9 protein-coding genes are annotated in these 17,098 nt (G+C 54.1%); 1 reads left to right on the top strand and 8 read right to left on the bottom strand.

Features of this window, described 5'->3' with window-relative positions:
- Positions 1–197 precede the first annotated feature (197 nt).
- From ADH68_RS04525 to ADH68_RS13905, 8 genes are all read right to left on the bottom strand, one after another.
- The gene (locus ADH68_RS04525; protein WP_068961853.1) at positions 198–3,302 is read right to left on the bottom strand and encodes a glycoside hydrolase family 2 TIM barrel-domain containing protein; all 3,105 of its coding nucleotides are present in this window, start codon (positions 3,300–3,302) and stop codon (positions 198–200) included.
- 961 nt (positions 3,303–4,263) lie between these two features.
- Positions 4,264–5,847: a DUF4832 domain-containing protein gene (locus ADH68_RS04520; protein WP_088294779.1), complete on the bottom strand. Its 1,584-nt coding sequence runs from the start codon at positions 5,845–5,847 to the stop codon at positions 4,264–4,266.
- Positions 5,848–5,914: 67 nt separating this feature from the next.
- Positions 5,915–7,201, bottom strand: a complete 1,287-nt coding sequence (locus tag ADH68_RS04515; protein ID WP_068961855.1) for a SusE domain-containing protein — start codon at positions 7,199–7,201, stop codon at positions 5,915–5,917.
- Between the two features lie 22 nt (positions 7,202–7,223).
- Positions 7,224–8,867, bottom strand: coding sequence for a RagB/SusD family nutrient uptake outer membrane protein (locus ADH68_RS04510; RefSeq protein ID WP_068961856.1), 1,644 nt, complete (start codon positions 8,865–8,867; stop codon positions 7,224–7,226).
- Between the two features lie 13 nt (positions 8,868–8,880).
- Positions 8,881–12,186, bottom strand: coding sequence for a SusC/RagA family TonB-linked outer membrane protein (locus ADH68_RS04505; protein ID WP_232321409.1), 3,306 nt, complete (start codon positions 12,184–12,186; stop codon positions 8,881–8,883).
- Positions 12,187–12,247: 61 nt separating this feature from the next.
- Positions 12,248–13,210, bottom strand: a complete 963-nt coding sequence (locus tag ADH68_RS04500; RefSeq protein WP_068961857.1) for a FecR family protein — start codon at positions 13,208–13,210, stop codon at positions 12,248–12,250.
- Positions 13,194–13,766 (bottom strand): RNA polymerase sigma factor, encoded by a 573-nt coding sequence (locus tag ADH68_RS04495; protein ID WP_068961858.1) that lies wholly within the window; start codon positions 13,764–13,766, stop codon positions 13,194–13,196. The genes ADH68_RS04500 and ADH68_RS04495 overlap by 17 nt, the downstream gene beginning before the upstream one ends.
- Positions 13,767–13,886: 120 nt before the next feature.
- Entirely contained in the window at positions 13,887–14,084 is a 198-nt protein-coding gene (locus tag ADH68_RS13905) for a hypothetical protein (protein WP_133165691.1), read from the bottom strand.
- A 275-nt stretch (positions 14,085–14,359) separates the two neighbouring features.
- On the opposite strand from ADH68_RS13905, the gene ADH68_RS04490 reads away from it, so the two are divergent.
- Entirely contained in the window at positions 14,360–17,092 is a 2,733-nt protein-coding gene (locus ADH68_RS04490) for a M6 family metalloprotease domain-containing protein (protein WP_068961859.1), read from the top strand.
- Positions 17,093–17,098 lie beyond the last annotated feature (6 nt).

The raw sequence follows: 17,098 nt of genomic DNA, 5'->3' as shown, positions 1-17,098 counted from the left end.
CTTTTGATGCGAATATACACCATAATAAGCTAATGGGCAATCCGTAGATGCATTCGTGCCGGTATCTTCCCCTGTTTCCGACAGATTGTATCCCTTCATGCCACCTTTGCGCTTCTGCATAATATGGCAAGGGCGCCGACGATTGAGTCGCGGCGCCCTTGCGGTTGTAGGCTGTGTATGCCCGGGGAAGCACGTTATCAGCGGTTGCCGATATATCCGTGTACAGGGGTCAGTGTATAGTCGAAGGTGTAGTCGGCGGGATGGATGAGGTACTTGTCCATAGGCCATGCGCCCCACGAATCCACACATCCGAGGCCCATCTGGCGGAGGTCGACACAGAGCTGTGTAACATTGTCCTCCTTGATGTCACCCCAGTGTGCGTTGTGCTTCTCCTCGCCCTCGTCAAGAGTCGCTATTGTGTAGTGGAGAGCCGATGCCGAGAACGGTTCGGCGGCAGTCACTTTAAGACCGTTGCCGGCGGAGTTGGTCACGACATACCAGCGCAGGTCGCTGCGTGTGCCGGTCTCCTGCGGGCGGATATAGCGGTAGGGCATGTCGGTCACGGTGATGTCATATATGCCGAGGTCGGCCGAAGTGTGACGGTCGATGTAGTTCTCCTCAGGACCGCGGCCATAGAACTCTACATTCTCGAAACTCTTGGGCATATCCATCACCATTCCGTAGCGGAACATGTCGGACACCTTGGCCTCTTTCGCGTCGGGAAGCATCTTCATTGCCTGGCGCACGTTGAGCTCACCCTTGCCGTTGAGTGTGTAGGTGATGGTCATTGTGGCGTGTACCTCGGGCATATCATACATGGCGGTGACAATCCCACGGCCCGCTTTCTCCTCTTCGTTGAGCGAGGTCAGTTTCATTTCGGGAGCGAGCCAGGCGCGGAATTTCTTCTGCATGCCTGCGCCAAGGTCATTGTCGGTCGGAGCACGCCAGAAGTTCGGCTTGATTGATGCACCCTCGACAAGCATCTCTGTGCCGTCTACATCATAGCGGGTGATAAAGCCGGTGGCTTTGTCAAAAACAAGGTTGAGCGATGTGCTTGTGAAGGTGAGTTTACCGTTGGCATCGGTTACGGTGAGAGCGGGAGCGTTCAAGGCGCAATGCGGGCACACTTTGCAGTTGGTACCGTCGTACGGGCGCAGTACAATCTGCTCTTCGGCTACAACATGTCCGGCAGGAACAAGATTCTTCCCCTCGCGGGTGAGGTAGGTGAGATTGAGCAGCCACTCGCCCTTGTCGCTGATGTCTCCGTAAGGTATGTCGAGCTGTACCGTGGCCTGCGGAGCTACGTCGAGGCGGTCGATACTGCCTGTTCGCACCGCTTTGCCATCGTGGAGCAGAGTCCATGTCATGCGCTCATTGTCGAGCGGACGGAAGAAATTCTCATTGTATACGCTTACCTTGTGAGGTGCGGAGAGGGTGGTGAGGATAGGCTGCTGCACTCGCTTTACCTCCCATGCGTGCGGATTGGGCACACGGTCGGGCGATACCACACCGTTGTCGCAGAAGTTCCAGTCCGACGGGTCGTAATCGTTCCAGTCGCCTCCGTAGGCGAATATCTCCTGTCCGTTCTTACCCTTCCAGCGTATCGACTGGTCTACGAAGTCCCAGATGTATCCGCCCTGGAGTTTGGGATATTTGCGGAAGAGGTCCCAGTATTCCTTGAATCCTCCCTCGGAGTTACCCATGGCGTGGGCATATTCACACTGTATCATAGGGCGCATGTCGGCCTTGTCATTGGCAAACTGCTCCACACCTTTGTAGCCGCTGTACATTGGGCAGTAGATGTCACTCTTGCCATTCTTTTCGGCGCGCTCGTACTGTACGGGGCGCGACGGATCCATTGCCTTTACATACTCATATGCGGCGTCGAAGTTGGGTCCATAGCCGGCCTCGTTGCCGAGCGACCACACGATGATACTCGGATGGTTGAAGTTGCGGGCCACGTGGCGGTCGTTGCGCTCGATTGTGGCTTTCTTCCATGCGGGCACTTTCGCCAGAGTCTTGTCGCCGTATCCCATACCGTGGCTCTCGATATTGGCCTCGGCGGTGATATACAGGCCATAGCGGTCGCAGAGGTCGTACCAGTAGGGGTCGTCGGGGTAGTGGCATGTGCGCACTGCGTTGAAGTTAAGCTCTTTCATCAGCTTGATATCCTGAAGCATGCGCTCCTTGCTCACCACATATCCGCCGTCGGGGTCGAGCTCGTGGCGGTCGGCGCCCTTTATCAGCACGGGCTGGCCGTTGACGAGCAGCTGGCCGTTCTTTATCTCCACGCTGCGGAAGCCCACATTTACCGGTATCACCTCAGTTTCTTTCCCTTTGGTGAATGTAGCCCGCAGGGTGTACAGGTTGGGAGTCTCGGCAGTCCATTTCTGCGGAGCGGTTATGTCAAATGTCTTTACTACATTCCCTTTGGCATTTTTGATTACGTCGGAGGCCACGGTCTTGCCGGCAGCGTCGATGAGGTCGAGTGTCAGTTCGCCCGAGCCTTTCACTTTAGCTGTGACGGTAAGGCGTCCGTCGGTATAGCCGTTGGTCAGGTCGCCCTGCACGCGCAGGTCCTCTACGCGGTTTTTGTTGCGGGCATACAGATAGTTCTCACGTGCCAGACCCGAGAATCTGAAGAAATCCTGGTCTTCGAAGTAGGTGCCGTCACACCAGCGGTCAATCTGCACGGCGATGTCATTCTCCTGGCCGGGTATGAGATAGCGGGTCACGTCAAACTCGTTCTCAAGTTTCGAGTCCTCGCCGTAGCCTACAAATCGTCCGTTGACCCACAGGCGTATGTTGGAGGTGGCCGAGCCGAAGTGGGCTATCACATCCTTCCCTTTCCAGTCGGCGGGCACTTTTATCGTGCGGCGGTACGACCCTATATGATTGTTCTTGTCGGGCACGAGCGGCGGATTGTTGTCGAAATTGCCGCGCCAGGGGTAGCCGACATTGAGATACATCGGGTCGCCGTAGCCGAGCAGTTCCCAGTTGCCGGGCACATCGATAAGCTCCCAGCCGCTTACGTCATATCCTTTTTTCCAGAAGTCGATTGGTCGCTGGCCGCGGTCGCGTACCCACTTGAAGTGCCACTTTCCGTCGAGCGACACAAAGTTTTTTGATGCCTCTTTTCCGGCATCGGCTTTATTGGCCGACTCGAAAGCAAAATAAGAGGTGTGCATAGGCGCGCGGTTCACTTCATTGACCTCGGGGTCTTCCCAAGGCTCGGCAGCGAAGCCGGCAACCGGTAGCCCCGCGAGGAGAAGTGCGCCTAAAATGGCAGAGTCCTTTTTCATGATTCGGTTATTGGGTTATTATGGTAAAATACGTATGATTGGCACGGTGTTATAAAATTAATTACAAAAATACGAATTTTAGCGCATATTTTCATACTGCCGTCGACATGCTGAACCTTGCTGTCAGACTATATTTGGGGCTAAAAGAGCTTGAAAAACGGGTGCGATGGTTAAATTAAGTTAACAAGATGTATTTTTATGGCCAAAAACTATGTTGTATAACATAAAATCCATTACCTTTGCAACGTGTTTTTCATGGTATTAGATTTAAGGTTAAGAAGATTATTCGTCGTGACGACGAGTAATTTTTTTTTATACCTGCCTGATCTGACTTACTGCTAAGGCAAAAGGTCTATCATGACTTATCTATAAAATGAAAGTGCACATCTTCACAGATGCGCACTCCCTCATAACCAAAATTCAAGTATATATTCTCTGTAGTCTAACAAAATGTTGCCAACTGTCAACAATTAGAAGTAGAGGGAGACTGCGGAACGTCAGCCGTCAGGCAGATATGAGAATGAAGAGTGGAAACATTCATTTACAGCTGTGTTATCCGAATTCCCTGGTCACTTTCAACAAGCTGATGCAAAGTTACTGCCTTTCCCTCGGTTGTAACGAATTCAAAGTCAAAATAATAATAAAATCAGCACGTTGGATGAACTTTTTGCTAAAAACTTTGTTACTCACTCAGTTAAGTCACTTTTTGGTGATAAATGCGGTAAAATTGGCCTGTTTTCGTTATAGTTTATTTGGTTAATTCACCATTGTTAATGATATTTAGCGGTTTTTCCGTCTGTTTTACTGCAATTCGGAGTAATGAGTATAGCCGCTTCGACAAAAAAGCAAATCTGTAGAAATTGCCGCCATGATACAAAATCAGCGCCCGAAAAAATCCGGGCGCTGATTCTCGGAAACCGGTTGACCGGTTTCGTAGGGTATATGGATAGATTGCCTGTGTTCAGTCGACTCTTACTTTCGACAGAGCAATCCAGCCCGATTGGGCGGGTTTGCTCGACAGCGCCAGTTTTATACCCGGCTTATTGTCGTCCCGGGTATTGACGATGGCCACACCCCATGTGTATTCGCCGGCGCTTACCGATGGCGATACATTGAAGCGGTAGTCATAGGGATTACCCTCCTGCCAATGCGATGGCTCGCACTCTTTGTCGACGAATACCTGTACCGGCTCGCCGTTGCGGTCGAGCAGAGCAAAAGCCACTTTGTACTTGTAGTTCCACTGCTGAAGGTTGTTGGGCAGATAACCCCAGCCTACATTGCGCCAGCGGTGTCCGATTGTAGCTGTCTGTCCGCCTTTGATTGCCGTCGGCAGAGACAACTTGTCGGGATACAGACGGTAACCTCCCTCGGCAATGAATCGTTTCACCAGGTTGAAGCTGGTCTTGAACCATGATTCGGTCTCGTCGCCTACGCGGAAGTCCATCATGTTGACACGTGCCTCCTTCGAGTCGTCGAATTCGCCCTGACGCACATCCTCGGGGTGGTCTCTGCGATACTTCTTGTCGTCGTTCCAGTAGCTGTGCTGACTCACAATCCAGCCTCCTTCCATCAGTATGGGGAGCTTGTAGTTCCAGGTACGGGCAAATGCCTTCTCCCATGAGTTGTAGCCCCACTCGGCGTTGTTCATGCCGATGGCGTCGGAGCGCAGACAATATCCGTTGCGTATAGCTATGGCCAGCAGAGCCTCGCTGTCGGGTTGTGCGTTCTTGCCAGAGCTTACGGGATGGCCAAGCTGGCGGTGGTAGTTGATTACCAGAGGCACCTCGGTGAAGTTGTCGGCATAAAGACGTGTGATCCACTCCATTGTATTGGCCTTGTACTCAACTGTCTTGTCGGTGATGGCGTTGCCCTGTTCGTAGCACACATTGTGTCCCTCGCCCCATTTGCCGAGACCATAGGCGTCGATAAATGCTGTGGTCTCCGCATTGTTGAAGCGTTGCGCGAATGCGCGCACGAATTTCTCATAGTACTGGCGCCAGATTGGATCCATTGCCAGCGGAGTCTTGCGGTCGGGATACCGGTCGTTTTCGAGCCAGTACTCTGCGCCGGCGTCAAACACAAACTGCGGGGTGTTCTCTCGCTGGTCGCGACCGTCGACTACCACACGGAAGGCAATCGGCAGACCGAGTTCTTCGGCACGGGCCACGAGCTTGTAGATTGGGGTCGAGGGGTCCTCCCAGGCATACTTTCCGTCGGCGGGATTGAGCGATTTCCATCCGGTGCGGATATAGCAGGCCGATGCATAGTCGCGCACGTAGACATTCTTGCCGAGTTCCGACAGATAAATCTGGCGGTCGAAATATGAGGGGTCGGCCGAGCCCGATACATACATCACCCATCCGTTCATCGGGTTGCGCAGCAGGTCGGTCGTGTTGGCTGTAAACGACAGCTCGGTGTTGCCTGTTATGCTGCCTCCGCCCTGGCCTGAGTTGTCGGCGGCCTGGGCGTCATCTCCGCCTCCGCATGAGCAGAGCGTCAGAGCCGCTCCTACTATTGTGGCTGATATCATTCTGTTGATTTGCATAAGAGATTTGTGTGATGACCGGCCGGATTATGTCGGTCATGACTGATCCGGCCGGTATACAGTTGTGTTATCTTTTTGATGCCAGGAATGTGTTGTGACGCAGGTCAAACACAATGAAGTTGCTGCCCGAGGGGACTCCCATGTAGGAGTTGCGGGTCTCTTTGTCGGCGCCGCAGTGGAGGTCGAACACCTTGTTGAGCTCGGCCTTTACGTTCTGTTTATTCCCTTCGGCAGTCAGCGGACAGGTGTAGCAGAATGAGTTGTTCTGATTCCAGGTGCCGCCGTTGGCGTCGGTGAAGCTCTTCGAGATACAGAACTTCATGCCGCCTCCGAGGGTCTTGAGCGCGTTGTTGGCGCCGTCGAAGATAAACACCTGCGGGTCGGCGAGCGACTGCACCAGGTTGAGGGTCTTCACGCCCCAGTCGGTGCCGTCTCCGAAGGCATATAGGTCGTTCACCTCAATGGAGACTTCAGGATTGGTCTCGTCGCCGCTTGGGTGGAATGTCACTACGAGCGGCTTCAGGTCGGTGGCCTCCGAGTAGATGGTGGCACTCTTTTCGGTCATGTTGACTACGATGCGGTAGTCGCCGGCGGCAGGGATATTCCATGCACTCTTGGTCTCGGTCATTTCCACGGCCATGGCGGTGCCGTCGGCTATGTTGGTCGAGCCGTCGGTGTTGCGCAGGTAGTAGGTCAATCCGTCAAATTCTATAGGTATCTGTAGCTCGCCGGCGGTGAGGGCACCCTTCCAGGCGTAGATATTCTCGTTTTCGAGAGTCTTGTTGATATCTGTGCTTTCGGCTATGGCATTGCCTCCGAGCATCATCCTGTCGCAGTCAAATATTATTACCTGTATGGGCTTTATCTCTGCGCTGACCTTTCGCACCTCGGGTGCCTCAAATTCAGAGCCGCCGTTCCATTGTGCCATCACACGGAATTCCAGTGTGAAATTCTTGTTGGCGGGGAGTGCCCAGCGGTCCTTGTACCAGTTGTTGAGCTGCTCGTTGGTAAATGTGGCCGAATATAGGCCGGTAGCGTCGTCGTAGGTGTAGTCGAATCCGACTCCCGAGGTGATTACTGTCTTTGAGCCGAAGCTGTTGCCGAGCACGTCGAGTTCGGCCTTGTATGTAAGCACATACTCCTCGGGCAGATGGCGGGCGCCGCTCCAGGTGAATGTGAGTGCCGGTGCGTTAAGATTGTTCTCGTCAATCTCTACCATCGGATTCTCACATTTGAGGGTCATCGTTTCCATTGTGGGGTCGATGTCCGTCTCATACGGGTCGTAGGTGCAAGAGGCTGCCGCGAGCACGGCTGCACCCATTACGGCCGCTTTTATATAATATATGGGTTTCATGTTTTATCGATTGAATGTATGATTAATATCCGGGATTCTGGGGGAACTCAATGTCGCGGTTGGCGTCAATGATGGTCTTGGGCACCGGCCAGAGGGCGTGGTGCTCGTCGACGGTATTGCGGAGCACTTCGTTGTACTTGCGCACACGGTCTACATATTTGCCCGTGCGCACCAGTGTGAAGCGGCGGCTCTCTTCGCCTACGAGCTCGCGGATGCGCTCATCGAGCAGGAAGTCCATGTCCATCTGTGAGGCGCTTACCGACGATGCCTTGGCGCGGTTGCGCACTACATTGACGGCCTTGGCGGCATTATCTGCATCGTTGAGGCCGAGATAGGCTTCGGCAAGCAGCAGATAGGTCTCCGACAGGCGGAACTTCATGCGGTCGCGGTAGCTGCCGGTGTGGGTCAGGTCATCATCGTGGGCGAAGAAAAACTTGGTGGGGGCGGGGAACAGCCAGCCGTCCTGCCAGTACTTGTCGGTGATATGTACGCGCTGTCCTTTTGTAGATTCCTGGTTGGCAATCCATTCGCGCTTGAAGTTGTACTCCGAGTTGCGGATATCGGTATCCTCGAATATGCCGTCGGGCACATTGCCGGCCTCGGGAGTGGCGTTAGTGTTCTTGGTGCCGATCCACCACTTGAAGGGGGCAATCTGTGCGAGGCCGCGGCCGCCGTATTCCGAGCAGATTTTGAAGAATGAGCCAAGCTGGTGGTACTGGGGGAGCCAGTCGCGGCGCGTCCAGTCGTCGGATGGTGTGCCGCCGCCTACAGTCTTGTACTCAAACTGCATTACCCATATGCTCTCCTGATTGCCGCTTGTGCGGTTCTGATTGTTCTCGACAAAGAGGTCGTGGAAGTAGTCGCCGGGTTTGCCTTTCTCGGCTCCGAAGCGCTCTTTCATCAGCGAGAAGTAGCCGCTGTCGATTACCTGCCGGGCGCATTTGCGGGCATTCTCATAATCTTTCTGACAGAGGTATACTTCTGCGAGCAGATGCAGGGCAGCCCACTTTGTGAGCTTGCCGGGCTTTACGGCATCGGGATTCACGGGGAGATTGTCGACGGCAAATTTAAGGTCATCGACCATATGCGACAGCAGCTCGGCGCGGGGAGTGCGGGTGAAGTTGAGCACAAAAGGCTGCTGGATGGTCTCTACCCAGGGAGCATCGCCGTAGAGATACTGGAGCGAGCGGTAACCATAGGCGCGGAAGAAGCGGGCCTCGGCCTGATAGAGCGCCTTGTCGGTCGGGTACGACCAGTTGTTGTTTTTATTAGCGTAGATGAGAATCTCATTGGCCGCGTTGATAAGCGAGTACGACCAGTTCCAGTACGATTCGATGAAGAGAGTGGAGGGTGTCATCGTCAGGTTGGCGTAGTGGGTCAGAGAGCCATCCTTGGCACCGCTCTGGAACACAATGTCGGTGGCTATCTGCTGCACGGCATAGGCGCATGCGCCGTTGTGCATGAATGCTCCCTTCTCGCCCCAGGTGTTGTACTCCGAGCGGGCAAGTGAGTAGAGACCTGCACTGCCTGCTTCGAAACCTAATGAGCTTGTGAAGGTGTTTTCCGGAGAGAGCGAGCTCTTGAGTTCTTCGTCAAGGAAGTCTGAGCAGCTTGTGGCAGCCATTGCAAGGGCTATGACTGATGTATATTTGAGTATCTTGTTCATGATGGTATTCGGTTTAGAATGTTACGGTAAGTCCGAGGCGCCATGCGCGCTGCATCGGGTAGGAGGCAAACCAGGTGTTGTCGTAGTTGAGCAACTGGCGCATGTTGGAGAAGACATGGAGGTTGTCTACGCCTACGTTGATGTCGAGGCCCGAGAGACCGAATCTCTTCACATCCTCCTTGAGGAACGAGTATCCGATGGTGATGTTCTTGATTTGCAGATAGTTCTGTTTCTTATAGTAACCGTGGCTGAACGTCTTTACATAGCCTGGCGACGGGGCGTCGGTGTTTTCGGGATGCTCGGGAGTCCAGTACTTCACGCCGTGGATATAATTGGAAGTACTGAAGGTGTACTGTGAGATATCGGGGATGTTGTCCGACATCCATCGGCCAAACGAGCCGTAAAGCATAAATGAAGCGTAGAACTGCTTGTAGTTGAACTGGTTGGACATCGACAGTGTGAACGACGGACGCTTGCTGCCGATTACCTTCTTGTCATCGTCGGTGATTACTCCGTCGCCGTTGACATCCTCGAGCTTGGCGTCGCCGGGCTGTGCGCCTTTCTGGCGGGTCACTGTGTTGCCTGCGGCGTCGGTGTAGGTGAATTCGTCACCCTCCTGCCATATGCCGATTACATTGAAGTCGTAGAATACCGAAAGGGGCTTGCCGATAAACCATTTGTTGTTGATGTCATCCTTGCCGTCACCGCGCAGCTCTACAATCTTGTCGCGGTTAAGGAAGAAGCTGAGGCTGGTACGCCACTGGAAATCCTGGGTCTGGATGTTGATGGTGTTGAGGGTGGCCTCTATACCCTTGTTCTCGGTCTCGCCGATATTGTCCATTATGTTCTTGTAGCCGTTCATGATGGGCACGGTGCGCTTCATCAGCAGGTCCTTGGTGCGCGAGCGGTAAATGTCGATGCTGCCGTTGATGCGTCCGTTGAAGAACGAGTAGTCGATACCGATGTTGGCGGTATAGGTTGTCTCCCATTTGAGGTTGGGGTTGCCTACGCCGTCGGAGGTGGGGAGGAAGGTGGCGTTGACAGCCGAGGAGCCGTCGCCCCATACGTATTTTATACCGGCGTCGGTATAAAGGCGGTCGAGTGTTGTATAGCGGGATATGGCGTTGTTGCCGTTGGCACCGTATGAGAGGCGCAGCTTGAGCATGTCGAGCCACTGGGCGTTGTCGCGCAGGAACGATTCATTGCCGATATGCCATGCGAGGGCGGCCGAGGGGAAGAACGCATACTTGTTGTTGCGTCCGAATACAGATGCGCCGTCGCTACGACCGGTGAGTGTAACCATATACTTGCTGTCGAACATGTAGTTGATACGTCCCATCATCGACATCATGGTTTCTTTCCAGAAACTTGAGCCGGTCTTGATATTCTTCTCTCCGTTGCCGAGCGAGTAGAAGCTCATGTCGTCGTTGATGAAGCTCTCGGCACTGCCCGATGTGCCCTTGTTGTTTTTCTCCTGCATGGAGTAGAGGGCGGTGAGATCGATATGGTGCTTGCCGAATGTATTGTCATACTTGACGATGTTTTCCCAGGTCCAGTCGACGGTGCGCGAGGTGCTTACCGAGCCTTTGCCTTCGGCTTTCTGTCCATCGGCGGTGTTGCGCCCATAGTATGTGCCGGTGTAGTTGTCGCGGTAGTTGTAGCCGTACTGCGATTTGAGCGTCAGGCCCTTTACCGGCGCGATTTCGATGAATCCGTTGTAGAGCACGTTACGGCTGGTATTCTTGCTGTCGGCCCTTACGTTGCGCATGGGGTGGGGGAGGTTGGAGTAGTCCATCGGCTCGTCGTAGTAGTTGCCGTCGTCAGCCATGAATATACCGTAGGGTGCCTGCTTGATAGCGTGCTCGAGATTGGGAGTGTTGCCGCCGGTCTCACGGTTGACAAACTGGCCGGTGAGTCCGATGGTGAGCCACTTGTTGAGAACCTGCTGGATTGAAGTGTATACGTTGATACGCTCGTAGTTGGAGTTGACCACTACACCTGGCTGGTCGAGGTATGAAACTGCGGCCATGTATGAGGTAGCGTCGGTGCCGCCTGAGATGGAGAGCTGGTGATTGTGCTGAAATGAGGTACGGAACACATCGTCCTGCCAGTCGCGGGTAATCCCCTGGGCGTAGTTGATACGCTCGCTGGCGCTGATTACCTGGCCGTATAGCGGATCAAGGTCGATGCCGGTGAGTTTCTTGGTGCCCAGACGGCCGAGATCCTGCTTGAACTGGATGTATTCGTTGGGACCCATGGTCTCGATGCGCTGCATCTCCGATGCCACGGCGAAGGTGCCTTTGTAGACTACCTTGGCGTTGCTCTTCGTGCCTTTTTTAGTCTGGATAAGAATTACACCGTTGGAGCCGCGCGAACCGTAGATGGCTACCGACGAGGCGTCCTTGAGTACGGTAAGGGACTCTACGATGTTGGGGTCGATATCTCCTATTGAGCCTTCATAGGGTATACCGTCAAGAACCACCAGAGGAGAGTTGCCGCCTGACAGAGAGTTGGTGCCGCGGATGAGCAGACTCTGGTCGCTGCCCGGTTTTGCCTCGCTTGAGGTAATCGAGAAGCCGGCCACCTGACCCACGAGGCGGTCCATAAGGTTGGCCGAGCCCGACATCTTGAGAGCCTCCTCGCCTACTACGGTAAGGCCGCCGGTGAGGTCTTTCTTCTTCATTGTGCCGTAGCCCACTACCACCACCTCGTCGAGATTGTTGGTCGATTCCGACATCCTGATTTCCATCGGGCCGTCGCCTACGGTGACATCCTTTGTGGCGAATCCTACATAAGATATCTCCAACTGCTGTCCTTTACTTGCAGGGAGCATGAAATTTCCGTCAAGGTCGGTCATTGTGCCTTCGCCGGCGCCCTTTACCACTACGGCGGCGCCTACGAGCGGTTCACCCGAGTTATCTACTACCGTACCTTTGACCATGGTGGTGGCCTCCAGGTTTTTTGGCATCTTTCCCTTTGGGAAGAGTGTCACCTGGCGTCCGAAAATGCGATAATCGAGCTTTGCCTTCGCACACATGTCGGCGAGTATGGCGTCGACATTATTGCCCGACAGGGTGATGTTGATGCGTTTGTCGAGCTGACGGTTGGCGCCTTCGGCATACACAAACATGTAGTCGCTGTGCGTCTCGATATACTTGAGCACTTCGCTTACTGACTTGCTGTTCTGCTTCACAGAGGATGTACCTGCCTGAGCCTGTGTGGCGGATGAGTCGGCCGCCACTGCGAGGGAGGGTGCGACCATCGCCCCGCAGAGCCACAGCATGCCTGTACACATTGCTCTTTGGAAGTTATGTCTCATTATTAGTTTGATTGGTTAATTATTATAGTTGATTTATTCAGTAAATTGTTGAGGAGTATGCCTATCTGGCAGTCAGTCGGTAACGGCGGCTGTCGTCGCTTGCCTTGTCGGCATCCATTGATATGGTGGAGCACAGTACCGACAGCACCTCGCCGATATCCTCCTTGAGGTCGAGGTGACCGTACAGGCGGCGGTTGTATAGGGTCGGGTCGGTCTCGATATCCACATCGTAATATATGCTTAGCCGCTCGGCCACCTCGCCGAGTGTCTGGTCCTTGAGCATTATGGCGCCCTTGGTCCAGCAGGTATAGAATGAGGTGTCGACAACCGATATCCCGTCGACAGAGCCTTCGGCTATATCCACTTTCTGGCTCGGACGCATGCGTATGCATTCGTGGGTATCGGTGGTCACGGCCACGCTCCCCTCTACCAGCACGATGCTCGCTTTGCCGGGATGGTAGCTGCTGACGCAGAAGGTGGTGCCGAGTACCGTCACATCGAACCCGTCGCCCGACATGACAAACGGACGGTCGGCATCCTTGGCTACCTCCAGATACACCTCGCCCGAGGCCCATATGCGGCGCGTGTCGCCGTCAAACCGCGAGGGGTATCTCACTTGCGAGCGCGAGTTGGCCATCAGCCTGGTGCCGTCGGCGAGCATCAGTGTCATGCGCTGACCGGCCGGCACGTTCAGCTCGTTGTAATCATCTAAGCCTGTATCGTCTGACGCGGTGCCGTCGGCAAGGATGACCGATGAGGCGGCGACACCCTTCTCCTCTCTGTAAGCCACCGTCATGGCTACCACTATTGCGAAGCATGCCGCCACGGAGCACAGCGATATCATGCGCCACATACTCCGCGAGCGCGACATGCGCTCATGGAGTATCTTCAGGCGCGTCAGCGTCATCACCCTCTCGGTGTCGACCTTAGGGAGAATCACGCTTGAGAAGTACCTGTCGAGCAGTTCGTCCCATTTCCGGGCCGAGACTTTCCGGGTATTTTCTATGTCATTGTTGCTGTTCATTGTCGGTTTTATGGATTAATCGGTTGCGAAGGTACTCCATGGCGTATCCTACATGGTAGTTGACCGTCGACAGTGATATGTTGAGCATCGTGGCTATCTGTTTGTAAGGCATCCTTTCGATTTTTGCCAGAAAGAATACATGTTTGCACTTCGGGGGCAGTGTCTCCAGTGCCTTGTTGACCTCTTCCTGCTGTTCGTGGCTCAGGATGCTTTCGTCGGGAGCCTCGACGGGAGGAATCACGAACGTGTCTATATCGTCGAGCGATACAAATGTCGGCTTTCCCGATTCGTAGCGCAGCTTGTTCACAACCTTGCAGTAAGTGATTGTGCGCAGCCACTGACCCATGTATTCAACCTCAGCCAGTTTTTCCCGCGACTTCCATACCTGTAGGAATACATCGCTGACCACCTCCTCTACGCTCTCCTTTGATCTGAGCATGGTCATCGCGTAGTGGTAAAGTTTTGATGTCCATTGGCCCATAAACTGATCGAAAGCGCGCTCGTCGCCTTGGCTTATCCGGTGCAGCAGGTTGCCTGGTTTTTCGATGGTTGTCATTGCGGGGTGCTCTCAGGCGGGGTTTGGCATTCAGGTTGGAGACATTCTCAAAAAAAGGCCGGGGCAGAACCGGGAGATTGTTCTCCCCGGCCATTTTACCTGTTTACAATCGTTTTTACCTTAATACAATATTTTACTCTCCCCTCTGTATGGAGCATCGCTCAGGTGGGTTCCGTCGTGTATGATATGGTGATGGAATCCGCAGGATATGCCGGCCCTCTCCGTGCATGGCGCGCTGCGGAGATATCTGTGGCAGCCGGCAACCGCTTTATGTGTTGCCGCTGTCAGGCCTGATGAAAGTGGATGGTTGGTCATCATGATTGATTGTTGGTTAAAGGGACGTTGTTAAAAAAGGCAGTGGATACGGCCATTTTTAACGGCTCTCCACTATTAATGCCGCAGATGTACGGAAAATCTATAGTACGTATTTTTGTGTTTTAAAACATATTTTTGCATTTTCCCACCCTAATATTCATATCAATCAACATGATAGCTATGTCATTTTGCATATTTTTGCATATGCTCGGCTTTCCGACTCCCTTAAATTCATTAATTTTGCATCCGGTACAATAAGTATGTAATCATTATCCGCAATGAATATTTCCATAAAAAGTCTGGTGAAAGGTATTTCAGCGCTATGCATTGTGTCCATGTCGGCGATAGATATGGCCGCCGTACCTGCCACTCCCTATCCTATAACTAAAACACTGCCCGACGGAACTGAACTGACCGTGCGCCTTCACGGCGACGAACATGGCAGTTTCGTCACCACCACTGATGGCTATCTGCTCATGCAGGATGCCTCGGGATTCTATAATTATGCAAAAAAGGATGTCTCCGGCAATATCGTGTCGACCGATTGCCGCGCAGTCGATGTAGAGATGCGCGGTGCCGCTGACAATGCCATGCTCAGGAGTATCGACCGCGAGGCCGTGGTCGGTGCCCGAATCAGCGAGCTGAACCGGGCAAGGGATGTGCAGCGCATAAGCCGCATCGAGGGCCCCGCCACCGGGATAATACCTCCGGTTGACGACATCGACCATCACCGCGAGGCATGTCATCCTACCACACCCTCGCTCGGCAAGCCACGACTGCTGGTCGTTCTTATAGAGTTTGCCGACAAGGAGTTCACTATTCAGGACCCCTACGACACATTCTACCGTATGCTCAACGAAGAGGGGTATTCCGACTATAACTGCACAGGCTCGGTACGCGACTATTTCGTGGCATCCTCCAATGGCAAGTATGCTCCCGAGCTCGACCTCTACGGCCCGGTGAAATTGCCCCAGACTTCGGCCTATTATGCCGGTAACGGAGGCGCGGAGAACACTCAGATTCTAATCAGGGATGCCTGCAACCTTATCGACGACCAGGTGGATTTTAGCATATATGATACTGACAACGATGGCGTTGTCGACAACGTATATCTCTTTTATGCCGGCTTCAGCCAGGCCGACACCGGCGACAAGACATGCGTGTGGCCACATTCTACTCAGGTAGGCGGCCGTGTAGTGCACGACGGCGTGGCTTTGGGCAACTATACATGCTCCAACGAGTTGCGCGGTTTCTCCAACTATATCGCCGGCATCGGCACATTCTGCCACGAATTCTCCCATGCGCTGGGTCTCCCCGACCTTTACGAGGTACAATATACCCATCAGCATACTCCCGGCCTGTGGTCGATAATGGACCAGGGTAGCTACAGCAACGACTCCCGCACCCCGCCTCTCCACTCGGCCTACGAGCGCTGGACTCTCGGATGGCTCACACCCGAGGTGATTGTTGCCGAAAAAACCGGCAACTCGCTGCTGAGGCCGGCTACTTCCGAGGAGGGATACAATGACGTGAAACTCGTGCGCACATCCACGGCCGACGAGTTCTTCCTGCTCGAAAACCGACAGCTGCTTGGTTGGGACAGCTATCTGCCCGGGCATGGCATGCTTATGTGGCATATCGATTTCAATGCAACAGCCTGGGCCATCAACCGTGTGAACCAGTATAGCACTCATCCACGTGTTGACATCGTGGAGGCGAGCGGCGATATCACCCACACCTCTACTTCGGCGGCCTCTTTCCCCGGCACAATGAATGTGATGGGCCACACCATAGAAGACTGGAACGGACGCAAGCTCGGAGTGGAAATCGACGGTATCTACGAGTCGGAAGGGGGCAACGTGTATTTCAACATAAATGGCGGCAACCAGGTGGAGGCCAATGCCTCGGTACTCAACGAACCTGTGGTCGAGGCCAACACCGTCACCCTGTCGTGGAGTCCCGTGAAGGATGCCGAGTACTATATCGTGTACATATATGACGCTGACGGCAATCCGGTGCAGAGCGAGCGTGTCTACACCAACTCCTACACCACTACCCTTGCCGAGGGCACAGGCTATACATGCCGCCTTGTGTGGATGATTGGCAACGATTGCTTCTACTGCGAGACTGCCGTCACTACCGGCTATCTGCCCATATCGGTGCATACTGTCAACGCTCTTGAGCCCGAGGCTGTCGCAGCCGATGGTGTCACCGCTGTGTGGGAACATCTGCCTATCGCCAAGTCGTATACGGTCGAAATCGCAATATGCGAGGGTGTCGAAGGCCGCACATTCACAGAAGATTTCACCGGACGTCAGGTAAATAATGACGGATGGGTGTCGACCGCAACATGGAACACTCAGCGCTACGGCGCATCCGCTCCGGCCATCACTCTTAAAGAGGGCACTTCGCTCACCGTGCCTGCATGGGAGCGCCCGATCGACAGCGTGAGATTCTTCGTAAGCTCAAGCTCCTCGCTTACAACGGCATCCCTTATCGTAGAGACAATCGACAGCGACGGTAATGCCACAGAGGTGTACCGCGAGCGAGCCGCCGCCTACAAGTCGACCGACAAGGAGGCACTCATGGTGACTCTCGGCAAGGATGTGCTCGGCAAGGATGCCTACGGCCTGAAATTTACCATGACCGGCACTGTCAACTGGGTTGTGCTCGACGACATATCGGTAATCTACGACGAGACATATTCATACCACGACGCCGGTATTGCTCCGAAGGAAGCCGGCAGCGCCACATCGCTTGAGGTGACCGGCCTCGCCCCTGGCACAGTGTATGCTTACCGAGTAATTGCCGACGACGGCAGCGGACTGAAGAGCCGTCCGTCGCAGTGGATTGTATTCACCACCACCGGCTCCTCGGGTATAGGCGATATAGTTGTCGACGACGAGGGTGTGGACTCTCCTTGGTATACGCTTACCGGCCTGCGCCTTGACGTACGTCCGTCGGCTCCCGGCCTGTATATCCACAACCGCCGCCTGGTACGCGTGCCCTAAATTACC

The organism is Muribaculum intestinale, assembly GCF_002201515.1.
In the GTDB taxonomy this organism is placed as follows: domain Bacteria; phylum Bacteroidota; class Bacteroidia; order Bacteroidales; family Muribaculaceae; genus Muribaculum; species Muribaculum intestinale.
Note: the sequence above shows the minus strand (reverse complement) of the source record. Positions and strands in the feature narration are given on the sequence as shown.

Coding starts and splice junctions, on each gene's coding strand:
- ADH68_RS04510 (WP_068961856.1), bottom strand. CDS start 8,867: ATGAACAAGATACTCAAATATACATCAGTCATAGCCCTTGCAATGGCT.
- ADH68_RS04520 (WP_088294779.1), bottom strand. CDS start 5,847: ATGCAAATCAACAGAATGATATCAGCCACAATAGTAGGAGCGGCTCTG.
- ADH68_RS13905 (WP_133165691.1), bottom strand. CDS start 14,084: ATGATGACCAACCATCCACTTTCATCAGGCCTGACAGCGGCAACACAT.
- ADH68_RS04495 (WP_068961858.1), bottom strand. CDS start 13,766: ATGACAACCATCGAAAAACCAGGCAACCTGCTGCACCGGATAAGCCAA.
- ADH68_RS04515 (WP_068961855.1), bottom strand. CDS start 7,201: ATGAAACCCATATATTATATAAAAGCGGCCGTAATGGGTGCAGCCGTG.
- ADH68_RS04505 (WP_232321409.1), bottom strand. CDS start 12,186: ATGAGACATAACTTCCAAAGAGCAATGTGTACAGGCATGCTGTGGCTC.
- ADH68_RS04500 (WP_068961857.1), bottom strand. CDS start 13,210: ATGAACAGCAACAATGACATAGAAAATACCCGGAAAGTCTCGGCCCGG.
- ADH68_RS04525 (WP_068961853.1), bottom strand. CDS start 3,302: ATGAAAAAGGACTCTGCCATTTTAGGCGCACTTCTCCTCGCGGGGCTA.
- ADH68_RS04490 (WP_068961859.1), top strand. CDS start 14,360: ATGAATATTTCCATAAAAAGTCTGGTGAAAGGTATTTCAGCGCTATGC.